The following is a 16,451-nucleotide window of genomic DNA, read 5'->3' on the forward strand; positions in this document are numbered from 1 at the left end:
TACAAAGTATTCACCATAATAGGTTATGAAAATAATAATTAAGGAATGGGAAATATTTATAATTAACTCAATTTAACTTTTAAATTTGAAAATTAGGAGGTTCATAATGGGTAAACTATTAAATTTGTTTCGTGATATGAAAGTAGCAAAAAAGCTATTAATTTCATTCTTTGTAATTTTAATTGCAGCCGTTTCTATAATCGGGGGCATGTCTTATCAAACTGCTAAAAAGAATTTTGAATCACAAATTACGAGTAGTGCTAACGATAATATAAAAATATTAGATAATTTAATCAATCAAATGATTGAAGCAAAATTTAACGATGTGAATAACTTTGCACGAGTAATTCAAGGGAATATGTATCAAGGGGATAATCAGGATGAGCTAAGAAAGACATTATCTCAGTATATCAATTTAAATATAGATGTTGAACAAGTGTATGTTGCCGGTAATGATAAGAAATTTGTACAGGAACCAAATATACAAATGGCAGCAGATTATGATCCAACAACACGACCTTGGTATAAAGATGCAGTGGCAAAACAAGGTGGTATTGTTGTTAGCGAGCCATATAAGGCAAAAGGAAATGGACATATTGTCGTAACGATTGCAAAACAAACAGAAGATAAAAATGGGGTTGTTGCGCTAGATTTAAGTTTAGACAATTTATTAAAAACAACAAAGTTAATCAATATTGGTAAAAAAGGATATGCCTTCATTTTAGATGGAAAGCAAAAAATCATTGCTCATCCACAAGAAAAATCAGGGGATAAAGCAGCTGATTCTTGGGCAAAGAAAATTTATGAAGATAATCATGGTGCTTTTACATATTCTTATGGTGGTAGTGAAAAGAATATGGTATTTGCTACAAACGTAAAAACAGGTTGGAAAATTGGTGGGACGATGTACGCAACTGAAGTAATTGAAGCTGCTCAACCTGTATTTTATAATATGTTAATTGTTATGCTTATTTCGTTAGTAGTAGGTGGAGTACTTATTTATTTTGTGACACTTTCAATTACGAAGCCTTTAAAGAGACTAGTTATCACTTCTAAAGAAATAAGTGAAGGGGATTTAACGCAAACAATTGAAATTCATTCTAATGATGAAATTGGTCAACTTGCGAAAGGTTTTAACGAGATGACAAATTCATTACGGACGTTAATTGGAAGGATTAACACTTCGGCAGGACATGTTGCAGCAGCATCAGAAGAACTAACTGCAAGTGTAAGACAAGCGAGTGAAGCAACTGAGCAAATTACAACAGCAATGGATGAAATATCAAGTGGGGCAACGACGCAAACAACAAGTGTAGAAAATGGTGCTATGTTACTGTTTGATGTAACGGAAGGAATTCAGCATGTAGCAAATAGTTCATCATCTATTAATATCGCTTCTGCTCATACTCGTGAAAAAGCAGAAGATGGTGGGAAACTAGTAGGAAGAACAGTAAACCAGATGCAGTCTATTGCAGAATCGGTTTCACAATCAGATGCTGTTATACAGTTATTAAATAATAAATCAAAACAAATTGGTGATATATTGGAAGTAATTCAAAACATTGCAGATCAAACAAATCTTCTAGCTTTAAATGCGGCAATTGAAGCGGCAAGAGCTGGTGAACATGGAAGAGGTTTTGCAATTGTTGCAGATGAAGTACGTAAATTGGCAGAGCAGTCTAGCATATCTTCCAGTGAAATTAGTAAATTAATAGGCGAAATACAAGACGATATGGGTAAGACAGTCAAATCAATGAATCATGTAAATGAAGAAGTTCAATCTGGACTTGTTATTGCAAATGAAACGAAGCAAAATTTTGCTGAAATTTTACAATCTACAAATGAAATAGCTAATCAAATTAAGACGATGGTTGAAACGGCTAATGGAATGTCAAAAGGGGCAAATGAAGTATCTATTTCAGTAGGACAAATTGCAATGACAGCACAAAAAAATGCGACAAGCACACAAAATGTTGCGGCTTCAGCTGAAGAACAGCTAGCTTCGATGGAGGAAATTGGATCAGCGGCGGGTACGCTATCTCAAATGGCTGAAGAATTGCAAGTATTAATTGAGAGATTTAAAGTTTAATAGAGAACAGACTCCCCCTAGTAGCATTATGACACTAGAGGGTAGTCTGTTTTATTATGTAAAATCAAATGGAGATGTAAACTTCCTTTATGACGTTTAAAATGGTATTTTGCATAATATTTGTCGAAAAATAGAGGTGTTTGTTAGCTTTGTGTATAATTATTAACCTATAGAATACAAATAAAAGGAGAGTATTATGGGAGTGTATTGGGGGACAAAAAGACATTCTTGGCTTAGTTACGTCTCATTTTGGCTAAGTATTTCATTTTTTATTGTTTTTCTAATTGAAGTGTTTATATTAAAAACACTTTCGAATAGCTCGGTGCAAATTGTTAAATATTTTTATTTTATACTTGTACCAGTAAATATTTTTCTTAGTTTAAAGTTACTATTTAAGAAGAATGAAAAGAAAGCGTTACCTATTTTTAGTTTCATTGTCTCATTATTATTTGCAATTTTAATAATCGTATTAGTTTTAGCAGCTATAGGGAAGTTCTTTTAAGGGGAGTGGTATAAGTCACTCTCCTTTTTTATTTGTGGTAGTCTTACTATATGTAAAAGTGTGAATGCTGTGAGCTAATAAAAGCGGAGAGTAGACAATATTTGCATGGATTAAAGTCTGTCGTTATTTGAACTTGTAAGAGTGTATGGAGTAATGAGGTAATATACATAATAATGGAGATAGAATTAGTTATTTTATAAGTGTGTATGAAGCAAATGAATACGGTAAGAACGGTGATATATGGTACAATAGCTATGGATAGTGATAGAGATAAAGGGTATATAAAATACTCATCGTTTTTTAGTAAGAGAGGGGTTATCTTATGCTATACGAGGATTTGGAGACATTATTTCAAACAGCTCCGAAAGAAGATAGAGGCGGATGGAAATATATAATCCAAGAACAAAATGATACATTTAAAATTGGTGATGAAATACTGAAAAATCAAATGAGTGTCGAATTGTATTTTAATGAATACGATGAGGTGAAAATCACTTTATATAAAGATGGAATTCCCATTACGACTATGCAAAAAATTACGATTTCAAAAGTTGAATTAGACGAAGATGAAGAAGGTATTCAATTTGTTTTAGAACGCATGCCTAGTCGAATGATTCGGTTGCAGTTAAAGCCGTATTTAGCATTAGAAATGGGACCGTACTGGGAAGTATGTGATGATTGTGAATGAACATAAAAAAGCATCCAATAACATGGATGCTTTTTTATGTTTTTTGAAGTTGTTTAAACGCAATGATTGGAAGTATAACAATACTTACCCATCCGATGATAGGATATAGAATGTGAAGTAAGTCACTGTAACCGATGTAACTAAAGCAATAACTAATTAGTAAAATGAAGAAAATAATATTGTGATTTTTCCACCCAGTAATAGATTGCATCTGTTTTGTCATTCCGAACACATTACCAACTAAAGTTGTGAAAACTTCACCGAAAATAATGAGAACGAAGAAGAAGTGAAAAGTTGCATTAAATCTTCTTATGACTTCAGCCATTGGGATGTTATATTGATAAAATTGATCGACTGATAAGATTGCTAAATGGCTGCATAATAAAATTAAAGAAAGTCCAGCACCACCTAAAATCCCACCCCAAAAAATGGCTTTTCGATCCTTTACTTCACTGGCTAATGGGACGAGAACACTTTGGGCGAGAGAAAGGTTTAAGGCGACATATGTAATAGGGCTAGTAATCCATTTCATATTCCAGCTCTCTGCAGGAATAGTGTTATTAATAGGAGGTGTACCGTGAAAAAAGGTTGTAATAGCAAGTCCGATAATAAAAATCATCATAATAGGTACGACAAGTGTATTTACTTCAAAAACACCTTGTAACCCGCGGCTACTTATAATGAGACAAGCGATAACTGTAATGAGAATACCGAGTTGTCTTGGTAAGCGAAGTTGCTCTTCAAATACTGCACCAGCCCCTGATAACATAACGCTCGTTACGCCGAATAAAACGAGTAATAATAATGTGTTTACAACATTCCCAAATACATCCCCAAATAAATATTTGTTAAATTCTTGCGCTGAAAATGCCCCGATTTGTGATGAAAGTAACATCATCTTTGTGCCAAGCCAAATAAAAAAAAATCCACTTACACATATGCCAATTGTCCCGTATAATCCATTCACTGTGAAAAATTCAACAATTTCTCGTCCAGTAGCAAATCCAGCTCCAACGACAGTTCCGATATAAGTAGCAGCTACTTTCTTTGCTACTTGCCATTGTTGATTGTCCATGTTATCCCTCTTTCTACTATGATGAGCTTGATGTACTATTATGCATATGTATGAGCTTGGACAATTAGACGTATGAAGTGGTTGAAAAAATACATGAATTAAATGATATTAGGGAAGCATTAAAGGTGTTAAAACTTTGTTACATATAAGCCAATTGTTCGAAAGGAAAGGGAATGTATGGTAAAATGTAATTAAGTTATTAAAAGATAAACATTACAAAATGATAAGAGGAGTGATTGTATGAGTACGAAAACAAATGTTGTTGAAGTATTAAACAAGCAGGTAGCAAACTGGAATGTGTTATATGTTAAATTACATAATTATCACTGGTATGTGACAGGGCCACACTTCTTTACATTACATGAGAAATTTGAAGAGTTTTATAATGAGGCTGGAACGTATATTGATGAGTTAGCAGAACGTATTTTAGCTTTAGAAGGTAAACCATTAGCGACAATGAAAGAATATCTCGCAACATCTAGTGTCAGTGAAGGGACAAGCAAAGAATCTGCAGAAGAAATGGTGCAAACATTAGTGAATGATTATTCTGCACTTATTCAAGAATTAAAAGAAGGTATGGAAGTTGCGGGTGAAGCTGGCGATGAAACATCAGCTGACATGCTGTTAGCAATTCATACAACATTAGAACAGCATGTATGGATGCTAAGTGCATTCTTAAAATAACGATAAATATATAGAAACCCATTGAAAAATTATTTCAATGGGTTTTTTTATGATTTTTCAGTTTTCTTTTATGCTATAATATAGTAAAAAGGAGGCGATGCGATGTTTCGCTTTTTCAGAACTGGAAAAGAAGAGCGGGAAATTACGAAAGATGAATTAGAACAAGCGATGGCTCAGTTTTTAGAAACGAATGCTAATATCGTTTATACAGTATTAGTAAATGATGATTATACAGTAAATTATGATTTGTTAAAACCATATTTACCTGCATTTCCAACAAATGTTTTTCTCATAACGAAGGAAACGCTTGAGGTATTTGAACATACAGCAGAAAATTTAAACCTAGTGAAAGAAATTGATGTCGTACAAAAAGCAGTAGATCAATACGTAACAGAAAAAGAAATGTTCCCAATTGTTGAAGGTAGCGAAGATCGCCTCATATGTGGAATGAAATTAGGACCTTACTTAAATCGTAGCTTAAAAAGAGACTTATATATTTCAGAAAAACATTATTTAGTTTCAAGTAAACCAGATAGAAAAAAACAAAAGAGTGGGTAGACGTAATGAAAACAACAATACATATATTGTTGTCTTTTTTTGTTTGTTAAAATATTGATTTTTCAGTCTATTCTTATTTATACTAAATGTATTGGACAGGGAAGAGCAACTATTAAGCATCATTTTGAGAATAAGGTATTGTTAGCGTGGGTTATACAAAGTGGTATAAAGATTCGCAAAATAAATATTATAAAAAGTTGCGGGGAAATTGGTACATGAAAAATAGTATGACTTACATTCAATTATTAAATGAAACGTTACGTTGTTATGCAAATAAAGGAAGTTTTGAAGCGTACAATTATATAATGGAAAACGCTACAGGTGTAATAGGGAATGAGGCGCAAATATATAATTTTAAGTATGCACTCGCAAGTGCATCGGGACTTGAAAAAGAAGCATTACATTTAATGAGAGAGGCCATTATAGAAAAGGGATTCTGGTATGGAAATGAGTATTTAATTTCCGATGAAGATTTAAAATCACTACATAAATTTGAAGAATTTCATACAATGGTGCAATTATGTAAAGAAAGAGAAGAATTAGCACATAAAAAGGAAAGACCAGATGTGAAATATATATACAGTAAGAAAGAGGGAAATCTACTACTTACATTGCATGGTAACCAAGAAAATATACAAATAGTAGAACCATATTGGAAATCTGTTTTGATACAAGATTATATGTTAGCTTTACCACAGTCTTCACAAATTGAGTTTTCAGATGGATTTGTTTGGGAGGACATAGAGAGAGGGAAAGAGGAATTAAAAGAGCATTACAATAAGTTTATAGAAAATCATACAGTAGAAAGTGTAATCATTGGTGGTTTTTCTGCAGGGGCGAGAGTAGCTTTATATACGATTTTACAACAAGATATAAATGTAGATGGTTTTGTTTTTATGGCACCATGGCTTCCCGAGATTGAAGAATGGGATGAGTTGCTAAGAGTGCTGAAGGATAAACATATAAAAGGATATATAGTATGCGGGAATCAAGATGAAGATTGTTTCGAATCCACGCAGCAATTTGTACAACTATTAAGAGAGAAAAATATAGAACATAAGTATAAAGTTGTGCCTGACTTAGATCATGATTATCCTATTAACTTTGAAGAGCTATTAAAAGAAACTATTGAATATATAGGAAATGAAAACAATAAGTAGTAAGAAAAAGAGATGCATCACATGTGATGCATCTCTTTTTAGAATTATAAATTAAAAGCATTTGCTAGTAAGCGATAAGAATTTAATTTATGTTCAAATTGATGAGTAATCGTGACAATCATAAATTCGTCAGTATTGTATGCTTTGCTTAAGTTTATTATTTTTTCTTTTACAGAAGACGGATCACCAACAATCATACGTTGACGATTTTCTTTTATACGGAATAAATCATAAGCGCTGTATGAATAATTTTGAGCAGTTTCAATAGAAGGTGTACCAGTAGTTCGTTTTCCTTGCTCTAATAATAAGATTGATAGATCTAAACTAGAAGCAATTTTTTCCGCTTCTTCATTTGTTTCTCCGCATATAACAAAGATGGCAACGATTGAATTAGGCTTATCTCCTAAAAATGAAGGCTCATATTGTTCTTGGTAAGCCCTCATAACTTCAGGGCCTCCGAAGCCGTTAATAAATTGTGCAAATGCGAAAGAAGCTCCGTTGTTTGCAGCAATTTTAGCGCTCTCTCCGCTAGAACCGAGCATCCACATTTCAGGAGACGTTGGGATAACTGGAGTGGCTTTTAAGTTTGCATAGTGATGGTTTTCTGGTACTTGATCATGTAAGTACATTGCAACGTCTGCAATTTGTTCTGGATATTGATCAAGTGAGACCATTTTCCCTTCTTGAAGTGCGCGAGTTGCTATTGGCATACCACCAGGTGCTCTACCAACACCGAGATCGATGCGGTTCGGATACAATGCTTCTAGAACACGGAAATTCTCAGCAACTTTATATGGGCTATAATGCGGTAACATAACACCACCTGAACCGACTCTAATACGGTCCGTTTTTGCGGCAATATGAGAAATAAGAATTTCTGGACTTGAACCAGCTAAGCTTACGGAATTATGATGTTCGGATACCCAAAAACGTGTGAATCCGAGTTTTTCAACTTCTTGTGCAAGCGTAACTGTATGTGAAAAAGCTTGGGCTGCTGTGCTACCATCTGAAATAGGTGATTGGTCTAATACACTTAACTTGATCATAGAATATACCTCTCAATCTTAATGTACATCCTATTATATATTTACTTATGAAAAATGCGTAGTGAAATGCTCAAAATGAAAAGCGGATAATCTTATTTCCGCTTTTAACGAGAAAATCCGCGTTCATAATGATTCATTTCGACTAGATTTAAAATATATTCATAGTTGTCAATTTCATGCTTTAGTTGTTCACGTTCTTTTTCAGATAGTGTCATATTGCTAAGTTTTTTACATAAGTTTTGTTTCTTTAATTCTAAATGTTTTTTTGTAGCATCGTAGTCATAAGTATGTTTCATTTTTAACCACTCCTTCTTTGTAGTTGCTATATTATACGAAGTATAAAGAAAAGTGAGATCTGTCTCTTATGTACTTTTAGTGAATATTCAAATTGCAATGGTGTTATGTTTATGGGGATTTATGAATAAAATGCACTAAACCACTAACGTCCATTTGATGAAGTAAGGGGTGGAATTGTGCAGAAAGATATAATGTATAACACTGAAATGGATGAAGCGTTAAAAGTTATAGATAAAGGATTGAAGAAGACGATAAGCCCAAAACAGATTATTGTAGTGGGAGCTGGTATGGCTGGGTTAGTTTCAGCATCTTTATTAAAGGCTGCAGGACATGATGTGAAAATTTTTGAAGCAAATAACCGGGTAGGTGGCCGTATAGAAACAGTGAGAATGGAAGATACCGGATTATATTTAGATGTTGGAGCAATGAGAATTCCGTATTCGCATACATTAACGATGGCATATATAAGAAAATTTGGGCTACAGGTGAGTCCTTTTATTAATAGGAATGAGACGGATATTATATACGTAAATGGACGGAAAACGACGTTAAAACAATATGAAAAAGATCCAAGTATTCTAAGATATCCTGTGGAAATGAATGAAGTTGGAAAAACGTCAGAGGAATTATTATTGTTAGCGGTACAGCCCATTATAAATTTTATAAAAAAGAACCCAGAAAAAAATTGGGATATTGTTGTAAAGGATTTTGGGAGATACTCTACTGGACAATTTTTAAAGTATCATCCTTATCAGTATAATACTTACTTTTCGCCAGTAACAATTGAGATGATTGGTGTTTTATTAGATTTAGAAGGTTTTTTGGAACGGTCGTTTGTAGAGACTTTACGCTTTCTATACATTATGCAAGAGGAGAGCGGATTTTGTGAAATTGTGGGCGGGAATGATAGATTGCCAAAGTCATTTTTACCGCAATTAGAAGAGAATATTATATATAATCAAAAATTAATGAAGTTACATCAACACGATAATGGTGTGACAGCTTTCTATCGGAACGAGGAAACTTTTGAATATAGTAGTATTACAGGAGATTTAGTTATTGTTACCATTCCGTTTTCGACAATGCGTTTTGTAGAAGTAGATCCGTTTGATTCTATATCTCATGAAAAATGGAAAGCAATTCGTGAATTACATTATATGCCTGCGACGAAAATAGGAATTCAATTTAAAAGCCGATTTTGGGAAGAACAAGGACAATTAGGTGGCAGAATTATAACAGATTTGCCAATTCGTTATGCCTATTATCCAAGTTATGGAATTGGGGAGAAAGGACCGGCTATGATGTTAGGTAGCTATACATGGTCTTATGACGCGTTGTTATGGGATGGTTTATCAAAAGGGGATCGTATTTATTACGCATTACACAACTTAGCAACAATATTAGGTGGTCAAGTGTATGATGAGTTCATATCTGGAATTTCAAAAAGCTGGACATTGGATCCGTATGCGCTTGGAGGATTTGCACTTTTTCAAGCAGGTCAAGAATCTGAGCTGCAACCAGCGATTGTCAAACCAGAGGGGAGAATATTCTTCGCTGGAGATCATACAACGCTATATCACGGATGGATTCAAGGTGCGATTGAATCTGGAATTCGTGTAGCGGTGGAAGTGAATGAGTAAAAGGTTTTCAATTCAGAAAATTCTTTACTATATAACTTCAGATGGATATTATTATATATAAAAGAAATATAGGGAGTGTTTACAGTGAATCCGTTATTATTCGATTTTCCTTCTGAATTTTATACTGACAGACTTTTTATTCGAATGCCGAAACCAGGAGATGGTAAAGTTGTATATGATGCAATTCAGGCTTCAATACAAGAACTAAAACCTTGGATGGTGTTTGCACAAAAAGAGCAAACAGAGCAAGAAGTAGAAGAAAGTATTAGAAAATCACATATTCAATTTTTGCAACGTGAGGATTTAAGATTACTAGTATTTTCGAAAGAAACAGGTGAATTTATTGCTTCAGCCGGATTACATCGTATTAATTGGGATATACCTCAATTTGAAATCGGATATTGGATTGATACAAGGTTTAGCGGAAAAGGCTATATGGTAGAGGCTGCGAAAGGTATAACGGATTACGCTTTTTCTGAATTAAAAGCAAATCGTGTAGAAATTCGTTGTGATTCTTTCAATAAGAAGAGTAGAGCGATACCTGAGAAATTAGGTTTTAAGTTAGAAGGTACGTTAGAAAGTGCGAGTGTTGCGGTAGATGGAAACGGATTAAGAGATATGTGTGTATTTGCCATGACTAGAAATACATATGAAAAAGAAGAGCTGTAAGAAAACAGCTCTTCTTTTTATGCATTATGGTACAGGATGTCCATTAGAGCTTTCGAAAATTGTAAACCATTGTTGACGGTCTAAGTTAACTTTTGTAGCAAGAGCGGCAGTTTTTACGCGATCTAATTTACCAGAGCCAACGATTGGTATCATATTAGCTGGATGAGCAAGTAACCAAGCATACATAACCGTATCTATACTAGAAACACCTAGCTCAGTAGCAACTTTTTGCACAGTTTCACGTACACGTACGGCGCGTTCTGATTGACCAGTAAAGATCTCCCCACCAGCAAGAGGTGACCAAATCATTGGATTGATTCGTTTTTCTTGGCATAAATCAATTGTCCCTTTTTCAAAATGCTCAAGCTGCAATGCAGAAACTTCAATCTGGTTCGTAATAAGCGGGAAATCTAAGTACGAACTTAACATATTAAATTGTGAAGGTAAGAAGTTAGATACACCGAAGTGACGAACTTTCCCTTCTTGTTTTAATTGTGAAAATGCTTTTGCCACTTCATTTGGATCCATAAAAGGATCGGGACGATGAATAAGTAATACGTCAATATAATCTGTATGTAAATTTTTAAGTGATGCTTCTACACTTTGCATAATATGCTCTGCACTAGTATTGTAGTGAGCAACATATCGCTCTGGAAATTTCGGTGATGGGGGAGCGATTCCACACTTTGTAATAATTTGCATGTTTTCTCGTAAGGAAGGCTTTAATTGTAAAGCTTCGCCAAATAACCCTTCACACGTATATGCGCCGTAAATATCAGCGTGATCAAAAGTAGTGATTCCCATATCCATACAATCTTCAATGAAAGAAAGTAATTCTTGTTTCGTCATATTCCATTCTGCTAAACGCCAAAATCCTTGAATAATACGAGAAAATTCTAGCGTTTCAGCCATTTGAACTCGATCCATTATAAGTACCCCCTTGATGAATAATAATGTTTTGAAAAGGCTTTCTTACTACATGTTATTATATAGTTAATTAGGTGTACAGACAATAAATATGTTTTGCTATAAAAACGATTTTTTCTATCATGCCTTTCGAGAGGACTCCCATCTCTAAACGTAAATGAAGGTGGTGAGGTGAATCGAAAGGAATATTTTATTTTTGAGAAAAAAACGGAAACGTATGTTCTTTTTTGCTATAATATCCTTAACAAGGAGGTGAATAAAATGGCAAAAGAAAATCCATCAAACTATAAAACTCTTCAAATCTGGATAAAAAAAGGGCATCGTATGTATTCTTATTTTCAAGAATGTTGTCATAACGCTAAGAATATGTACAACACCACAAACTTTTATATACGCCAGGTGTACACTGGATTAACACAAGAAAAAGAGTTGCAGCCTTTGCAAAAAGAAGTTCTGGATAATATTCATAAAAATATTGGGAAGATGAATGACACACAACGTCTTGTCTATCGGAAGAAATTGGAAAAAGAGAAAGTAAAGCCTAAAGAAGAACAGAAAGAGATTACATGTAATTTGTTTTCAGAACCTAATTTTGAAAAACCTTATGTAGATTACAACTTTCTAGATGCACTATTTAAGGCTATGATTCAAAATGATTATCGAGCTTTGCCTACGCAATGTAGCCAGTCCATCATGAAAGGTTTGTTCCAAAATTGGAAATCTTTTTTTGCTAGTTTAAAAGACTATAAAAAGAATCCAAACAAATATGATGGAATGCCTAGGATTCCAAAGTATATTCGTTCTTCTGAAAAAGAGATTCTGTATACAAACCAAGATTGCATCATTAAAAACGGTAGATTTTTAAAATTTCCAAAGACGAAATTGCAATTAAATATTGGGAAACTAGGTTTCACTGAAGGTAAACTGAAACAAGTTCGTGTGATTCCAAAATACAATGAATATGTAGTGGAATTGGTAATTGATGTTCCTTCTGAACAACAAATGATTGAAGAGAATGCTCGTTATATGAGTATTGATTTAGGGATTGATAACCTTGCAACCATCGTAACAAACACAGGTATGAAACCTGTCCTTGTTAAGGGCAAACATGTCAAAAGCATAAATCAATATTACAACAAAATGAAGAGTCATTTTACAAGCATTCTTAGAAATGGAAAACAAACGAATGAAGGACCTTTTACTTCTAAAAGGATAGAAAAACTTCATCAAAAACGTTACTTGAAAATAAAAGACGTCTTCCATAAAGTTAGTCACCACATCGTAAAACTAGCTCAAGAAGAAGAAGTTTGTAAAATCGTTATTGGTCAAAACAAAAGTTGGAAACAAGAAACGAATATGGGAAAAAGAAATAACCAATCGTTTTGTCATATCCCGCATAATTTACTGATTCAAATGATTACATACAAAGCAAATGCTGTAGGCATTCAAGTTGTTGTAACTGAAGAATCATATACATCGAAAGCAAGTTTTCTGGATAACGACTTCATTCCAACGTATGGAGAAAATGACCAAAATACAACTTTTTCAGGAAAACGAATAAAGCGCGGTATATATCGTTCAGCAAATAAAACTTTAATTAATGCAGATGTAAATGCTGCGGCTAACATTTTACGAAAAGTAATCCCAAATGCATGGACAAATGGGATAGAGGGGTTAGGCGTGAAACAGCTCGCTAATGTGTTAACTCCCCTGACGTTAATCGTCCGTTAGGTCGAAACGTTAGAAACCCCCACTTCAAGCTTTGTTAAGTGGGGGAGTGTTCATATGCTATAATGTAGAAACATATAGCTATAAGGAGATGTACGAAATGATTCCAGTAACAATATTAACTGGTTTTCTTGGATCTGGGAAAACGACATTATTAAATCGTATTTTATCAGAAAATCACGGTAAGAAATTAGCGGTGATTGTAAATGAAATAGGGCAAATTGGCATTGATAATCAGTTGATTATGAATGTGGAAGAAGAAATTATGGAAATGACAAATGGCTGTTTATGCTGTACTGTACGTGAAGATTTACTCGTTGCTTTAAAACAGTTACTGGACGTAAAAGCGGAAGGGAAAATGGATTTTGATGGTTTAGTAATTGAAACGACTGGCCTTGCAAATCCAGGCCCGATTATTCAAACATTCTTTTTAGATCCAGTCATTCAATCTGCTTACCAAATTAACGGTGTTGTAACGGTAGTAGATAGTTATCATATACATAAACATTTTGAAAAAGGATTAGAAGCAAAAGAGCAAATTGCGTTTGCTGATGTCGTTTTAGTAAATAAATTAGATTTAATTGAAGAGAATGAGAAAGAAAATCTCTTGCATGAAATTCAAGGAATTAACCCGACTGCAAAGTTAATTGAGGCGACTAACTGTGAGGTAGATATACCATCTTTATTACAAATCCAAACGTTTAAAATGAAAGATACGTTGCAAATTTACCCTCATAAAGAACATAACCACTTAGAAGGTGTGAAATCATTTGTATTACGTGAAGAACGTCCGCTGGATTTACAAAAGCTTAATGAGTGGATGTCAGCTGTCGTTCAAGAGCTAGGGGAATATTTATATCGTTACAAAGGAATTTTATCGATAGATGGAGTAGATAAACGTATCGTTTTCCAAGGTGTACATACGTTATTTGCTGCTTCGTACGATAGAGAGTGGCAAGAGGGCGAAGAGCGAGTAAGTGAAGTAGTTTTTATCGGAAGAGATATTAATAAAGAGTGGTTCCAAGAACATTTCGAGGAGTGTGTGAAATAAGTCTGCGTAAATTGCAGGCTTATTTTTTATGAGCATTCTATTAGATTGCAAAACAGAATTAAATAAGGGAGAGAAACTAAAAATTGATAAATGTATAATAAAAAGCCTGTTTTCACAGGCTTATATTTTCGTCTATTAGTAACTCCATTACAACACCTACAACTGGACCTTCATCATCAATATCCCCATTTAAGCGGAAACCAAATGATTCATACAGTCCCATTGCAAGTTTGTTGTCTGGATGTAAACTTAAGTAAATTATTTTGCATTCAAATTTTTCTTGTAAGAATTGAATGAGTAAGCGAAGGAAACGTTTTGCGTATCCTTTTCCTTGATATTGTTGGTCAATCATAAAGCGATCGAGCCATACACTTTTATGTTTTACTGAATACCATCCATACATTGCGTATCCTACAAGTGTTTCTCCATCATATAAACCTACTGACGTTCCGTTTCCTTCATATAATGATTCTGCTAAAGAAAACGCGTTACTTTCAATAAATTGTTGCTGATCTTTTGCGACGTCTAAAGCAACTACTGAACGCCAATTTTTTGCTGTTACTTCACAAATGTGAAGATTCATAATTCCAACTCACCTTCTAAATTAATATAGCTTTAAAGCTAATATGGATAATTTTACTTGTTATTTTGGTCAAGTCAAGGATAAATACATAAAAAGGCAGCTGAATAACAAATTCAGCTGCCTAGAAAGTGTAATGGATTAGTTTGTTGCTTCTTTCAATGTGTTTACGTTTTCTTCCATTAAAGTAAAGTAATCTTTATTATTTTTTGCATCATCTTCAGAAATAGTAGCTAAGTGATTTAAGCGTAAAACTTTTGTACCAGTTTCTTTTTGAATTACGGATGCTACTTTTGGAGTAGAGAATGTTTCGAATAAAATATATTTTAGATTATGTTCTTTTACTGTTTTTGTAATGTCAGCAAGCTGCTTTTGAGATGGTTCATCAGAAGCTGAAATTCCAGCGATAGGAATTTGTTTTAGGCCGTATCGTTGTTCCCAGTAACCATAGGCAGCATGAGAAACTAAAATTTCTTTCGTTTTTGCGTTCGCTACAGCTGCCTTAAATCCATCGTCTAAATCAGTAAATTTAGTTTGAAGTGCTGCAAAGTTTTTTTCGAATTCTTGTTTATGTTCAGGTTGTAATTCTACAAGTGCATTTTTAATTTTTTCTGCCTGTTTCATTGCTAGAGTAGGATCTAACCAAACATGCGGGTCTTTATCGTGATGATGTTCATCTTCTTTATGGCCATCTCCATGATCATGATGCTCTTCTTCAGTAGAAGCACGAAGCTCAATACCTTTAGATGCATTTACAATTTTAACATTTTCTTTTTGTAATGTTTTTTCCATTTTTTCAGCAAATGGTTCTAATTCAGCGCCGTTATAAACAAATAAATCGGCTTTTGCAACTTGTACTGTTTGTTTTTGACTTGGTTCAAATGTATGTGAATCTGCACCAGGTGGGTAAATCGCTTCAACATTTACATAGTCGCCACCGATTTTCTTTGCGAAATCAGCAAGTGGGAAAATCGTTGTATAAACTGTTAGCTTTCCATCTTTCTTGGCATTACTTTCTTTTTTATTTGAGCAGCCAGCGAAAATTAAGGTAAAAATAAGTAAGAATGAAAATATAGTCAATCTTTTAGGCATGAAGTTCTCCTCTTTTCTTTTTACGGATATATTTTCCCCAATTATAGAAGAAAAATATCATTTTAATACAAAACGGAATAATTACGTTTTAGTTTGCGAACTTAGTATAATACATCTTTAATAAAGTTGCAATAAATAATAATCATTCCGATTTGTTTTTGTTATAAAGTTGTCAAATATAGGTGTATTATTTTTGCAAATGCATGCATATGTGACAACGCTGTTTTCATATATTGAAAAGGAGGTAAAGAGGGGGATGAGCGCTTGGGTTATTTAATGGAAGCTATTTTATTAATATTAGCGGTAGTATTGCCATTATCTTTCGTATTAATTTTTTTAAGAAGATTAATAAGTAATTTAGGGGACGCTACACATGCCCATCAACTTAAGAATTTGCACTACCCCCAAGTGTCAAAAAACGTTATTCTTTCTAAAAAGCTAGCTAGAAAGGATGACATTTTTTATGAATCTTTCAATTCAAGATGAATTACAACTATTTTCTGAAGAGCTGTATCGTCATTTAACCCCTTCTCTTTTGGAAGAACTCGCTAAAGAATTAGGTTTTGTAAAAAGAAAACGAAAGTTTTCAGGAAATGAATTAGCTACCATATGTATCTGGGTCAGTCAACGTACAGCGAGTGATTCTCTCGTTCGACTATGCAGTC

Annotated in this window: 17 protein-coding genes and 2 pseudogenes; 13 read left to right on the forward strand and 6 right to left on the reverse strand. The window is 33.7% G+C overall.

What is annotated here, in order from left to right; genetic code table 11:
* Positions 1-208: 208 nt before the first annotated feature.
* The 4 genes and pseudogenes from ACS2CR_RS20110 to ACS2CR_RS20125 all read left to right on the forward strand — a co-directional run.
* Positions 209-1,147 (forward strand): annotated as a pseudogene (locus ACS2CR_RS20110) (HAMP domain-containing protein); the annotation flags it as partial.
* 123 nt (positions 1,148-1,270) lie between these two features.
* Positions 1,271-2,089: a methyl-accepting chemotaxis protein gene (locus ACS2CR_RS20115; protein ID WP_423249202.1), complete on the forward strand. Its 819-nt coding sequence runs from the start codon at positions 1,271-1,273 to the stop codon at positions 2,087-2,089.
* Between the two features lie 196 nt (positions 2,090-2,285).
* Positions 2,286-2,591, forward strand: coding sequence for a hypothetical protein (locus tag ACS2CR_RS20120; RefSeq protein ID WP_000539571.1), 306 nt, complete (start codon positions 2,286-2,288; stop codon positions 2,589-2,591).
* A gap of 322 nt (positions 2,592-2,913) precedes the next feature.
* Positions 2,914-3,279 (forward strand): DUF3979 family protein, encoded by a 366-nt coding sequence (locus ACS2CR_RS20125; protein WP_000965059.1) that lies wholly within the window; start codon positions 2,914-2,916, stop codon positions 3,277-3,279.
* Positions 3,280-3,313: 34 nt separating this feature from the next.
* Here ACS2CR_RS20125 and ACS2CR_RS20130 read toward each other — a convergent pair whose 3' ends face one another.
* Positions 3,314-4,354: a YkvI family membrane protein gene (locus ACS2CR_RS20130; protein ID WP_000370203.1), complete on the reverse strand. Its 1,041-nt coding sequence runs from the start codon at positions 4,352-4,354 to the stop codon at positions 3,314-3,316.
* 240 nt (positions 4,355-4,594) lie between these two features.
* Here ACS2CR_RS20130 and ACS2CR_RS20135 point away from each other — a divergent pair, with 240 nt between their 5' ends.
* The 3 genes from ACS2CR_RS20135 (at position 4,595) to ACS2CR_RS20145 (ending at position 6,756) form a co-directional block, all read left to right on the forward strand.
* Positions 4,595-5,038 carry a Dps family protein gene (locus tag ACS2CR_RS20135; protein WP_000105199.1) on the forward strand — a complete coding sequence of 148 codons (444 nt, stop codon included), beginning with the start codon at positions 4,595-4,597 and terminating at the stop codon, positions 5,036-5,038.
* A gap of 102 nt (positions 5,039-5,140) precedes the next feature.
* The gene (locus ACS2CR_RS20140) at positions 5,141-5,596 is read left to right on the forward strand and encodes a DUF3939 domain-containing protein (RefSeq protein WP_000488206.1); all 456 of its coding nucleotides are present in this window, start codon (positions 5,141-5,143) and stop codon (positions 5,594-5,596) included.
* 215 nt (positions 5,597-5,811) lie between these two features.
* Positions 5,812-6,756, forward strand: coding sequence for an alpha/beta hydrolase (locus tag ACS2CR_RS20145; RefSeq protein ID WP_000798320.1), 945 nt, complete (start codon positions 5,812-5,814; stop codon positions 6,754-6,756).
* A 44-nt stretch (positions 6,757-6,800) separates the two neighbouring features.
* Here ACS2CR_RS20145 and ACS2CR_RS20150 read toward each other — a convergent pair whose 3' ends face one another.
* Positions 6,801-7,802 (reverse strand): LLM class flavin-dependent oxidoreductase, encoded by a 1,002-nt coding sequence (locus tag ACS2CR_RS20150; protein ID WP_000594042.1) that lies wholly within the window; start codon positions 7,800-7,802, stop codon positions 6,801-6,803.
* A gap of 104 nt (positions 7,803-7,906) precedes the next feature.
* Entirely contained in the window at positions 7,907-8,098 is a 192-nt protein-coding gene (locus ACS2CR_RS20155; RefSeq protein ID WP_000683357.1) for a DUF3896 family protein, read from the reverse strand.
* 177 nt (positions 8,099-8,275) lie between these two features.
* Here ACS2CR_RS20155 and ACS2CR_RS20160 point away from each other — a divergent pair, with 177 nt between their 5' ends.
* Both ACS2CR_RS20160 and ACS2CR_RS20165 read left to right on the forward strand, forming a co-directional pair.
* Positions 8,276-9,739: a flavin monoamine oxidase family protein gene (locus ACS2CR_RS20160; protein ID WP_048568920.1), complete on the forward strand. Its 1,464-nt coding sequence runs from the start codon at positions 8,276-8,278 to the stop codon at positions 9,737-9,739.
* Between the two features lie 84 nt (positions 9,740-9,823).
* Positions 9,824-10,408: a GNAT family N-acetyltransferase gene (locus ACS2CR_RS20165; protein ID WP_001068749.1), complete on the forward strand. Its 585-nt coding sequence runs from the start codon at positions 9,824-9,826 to the stop codon at positions 10,406-10,408.
* Positions 10,409-10,432: 24 nt separating this feature from the next.
* Here ACS2CR_RS20165 and ACS2CR_RS20170 read toward each other — a convergent pair whose 3' ends face one another.
* Positions 10,433-11,335, reverse strand: a complete 903-nt coding sequence (locus ACS2CR_RS20170) for an aldo/keto reductase (protein WP_000376357.1) — start codon at positions 11,333-11,335, stop codon at positions 10,433-10,435.
* A gap of 261 nt (positions 11,336-11,596) precedes the next feature.
* Here ACS2CR_RS20170 and ACS2CR_RS20175 point away from each other — a divergent pair, with 261 nt between their 5' ends.
* Together ACS2CR_RS20175 and ACS2CR_RS20180 are read left to right on the forward strand one after the other, a co-directional pair.
* Positions 11,597-13,066, forward strand: a complete 1,470-nt coding sequence (locus ACS2CR_RS20175) for an RNA-guided endonuclease InsQ/TnpB family protein (RefSeq protein WP_001040871.1) — start codon at positions 11,597-11,599, stop codon at positions 13,064-13,066.
* Positions 13,067-13,163: 97 nt separating this feature from the next.
* Positions 13,164-14,114 (forward strand): CobW family GTP-binding protein, encoded by a 951-nt coding sequence (locus ACS2CR_RS20180; RefSeq protein ID WP_000613420.1) that lies wholly within the window; start codon positions 13,164-13,166, stop codon positions 14,112-14,114.
* 112 nt (positions 14,115-14,226) lie between these two features.
* Here the strand turns inward: ACS2CR_RS20180 and ACS2CR_RS20185 are convergent, their stop codons facing one another.
* On the reverse strand, positions 14,227-14,697 hold the full coding sequence (locus ACS2CR_RS20185) for a GNAT family N-acetyltransferase (protein WP_001048676.1): 471 nt from the start codon (positions 14,695-14,697) through the stop codon (positions 14,227-14,229).
* Between the two features lie 138 nt (positions 14,698-14,835).
* Positions 14,836-15,786, reverse strand: a complete 951-nt coding sequence (locus ACS2CR_RS20190; protein ID WP_001126151.1) for a metal ABC transporter substrate-binding protein — start codon at positions 15,784-15,786, stop codon at positions 14,836-14,838.
* 264 nt (positions 15,787-16,050) lie between these two features.
* Between ACS2CR_RS20190 and ACS2CR_RS20195 the strand changes: the two genes are divergently transcribed.
* Positions 16,051-16,272, forward strand: a complete 222-nt coding sequence (locus ACS2CR_RS20195; RefSeq protein WP_002132987.1) for a hypothetical protein — start codon at positions 16,051-16,053, stop codon at positions 16,270-16,272.
* Positions 16,250-16,451: pseudogene (locus tag ACS2CR_RS20200) on the forward strand (IS4 family transposase); the annotation flags it as partial. The gene ACS2CR_RS20195 and the pseudogene ACS2CR_RS20200, both read left to right, overlap by 23 nt.

The sequence above is a fragment of the Bacillus cereus group sp. BceL291 genome (assembly GCF_051776705.1).
Taxonomy (GTDB): domain Bacteria; phylum Bacillota; class Bacilli; order Bacillales; family Bacillaceae_G; genus Bacillus_A; species Bacillus_A cereus.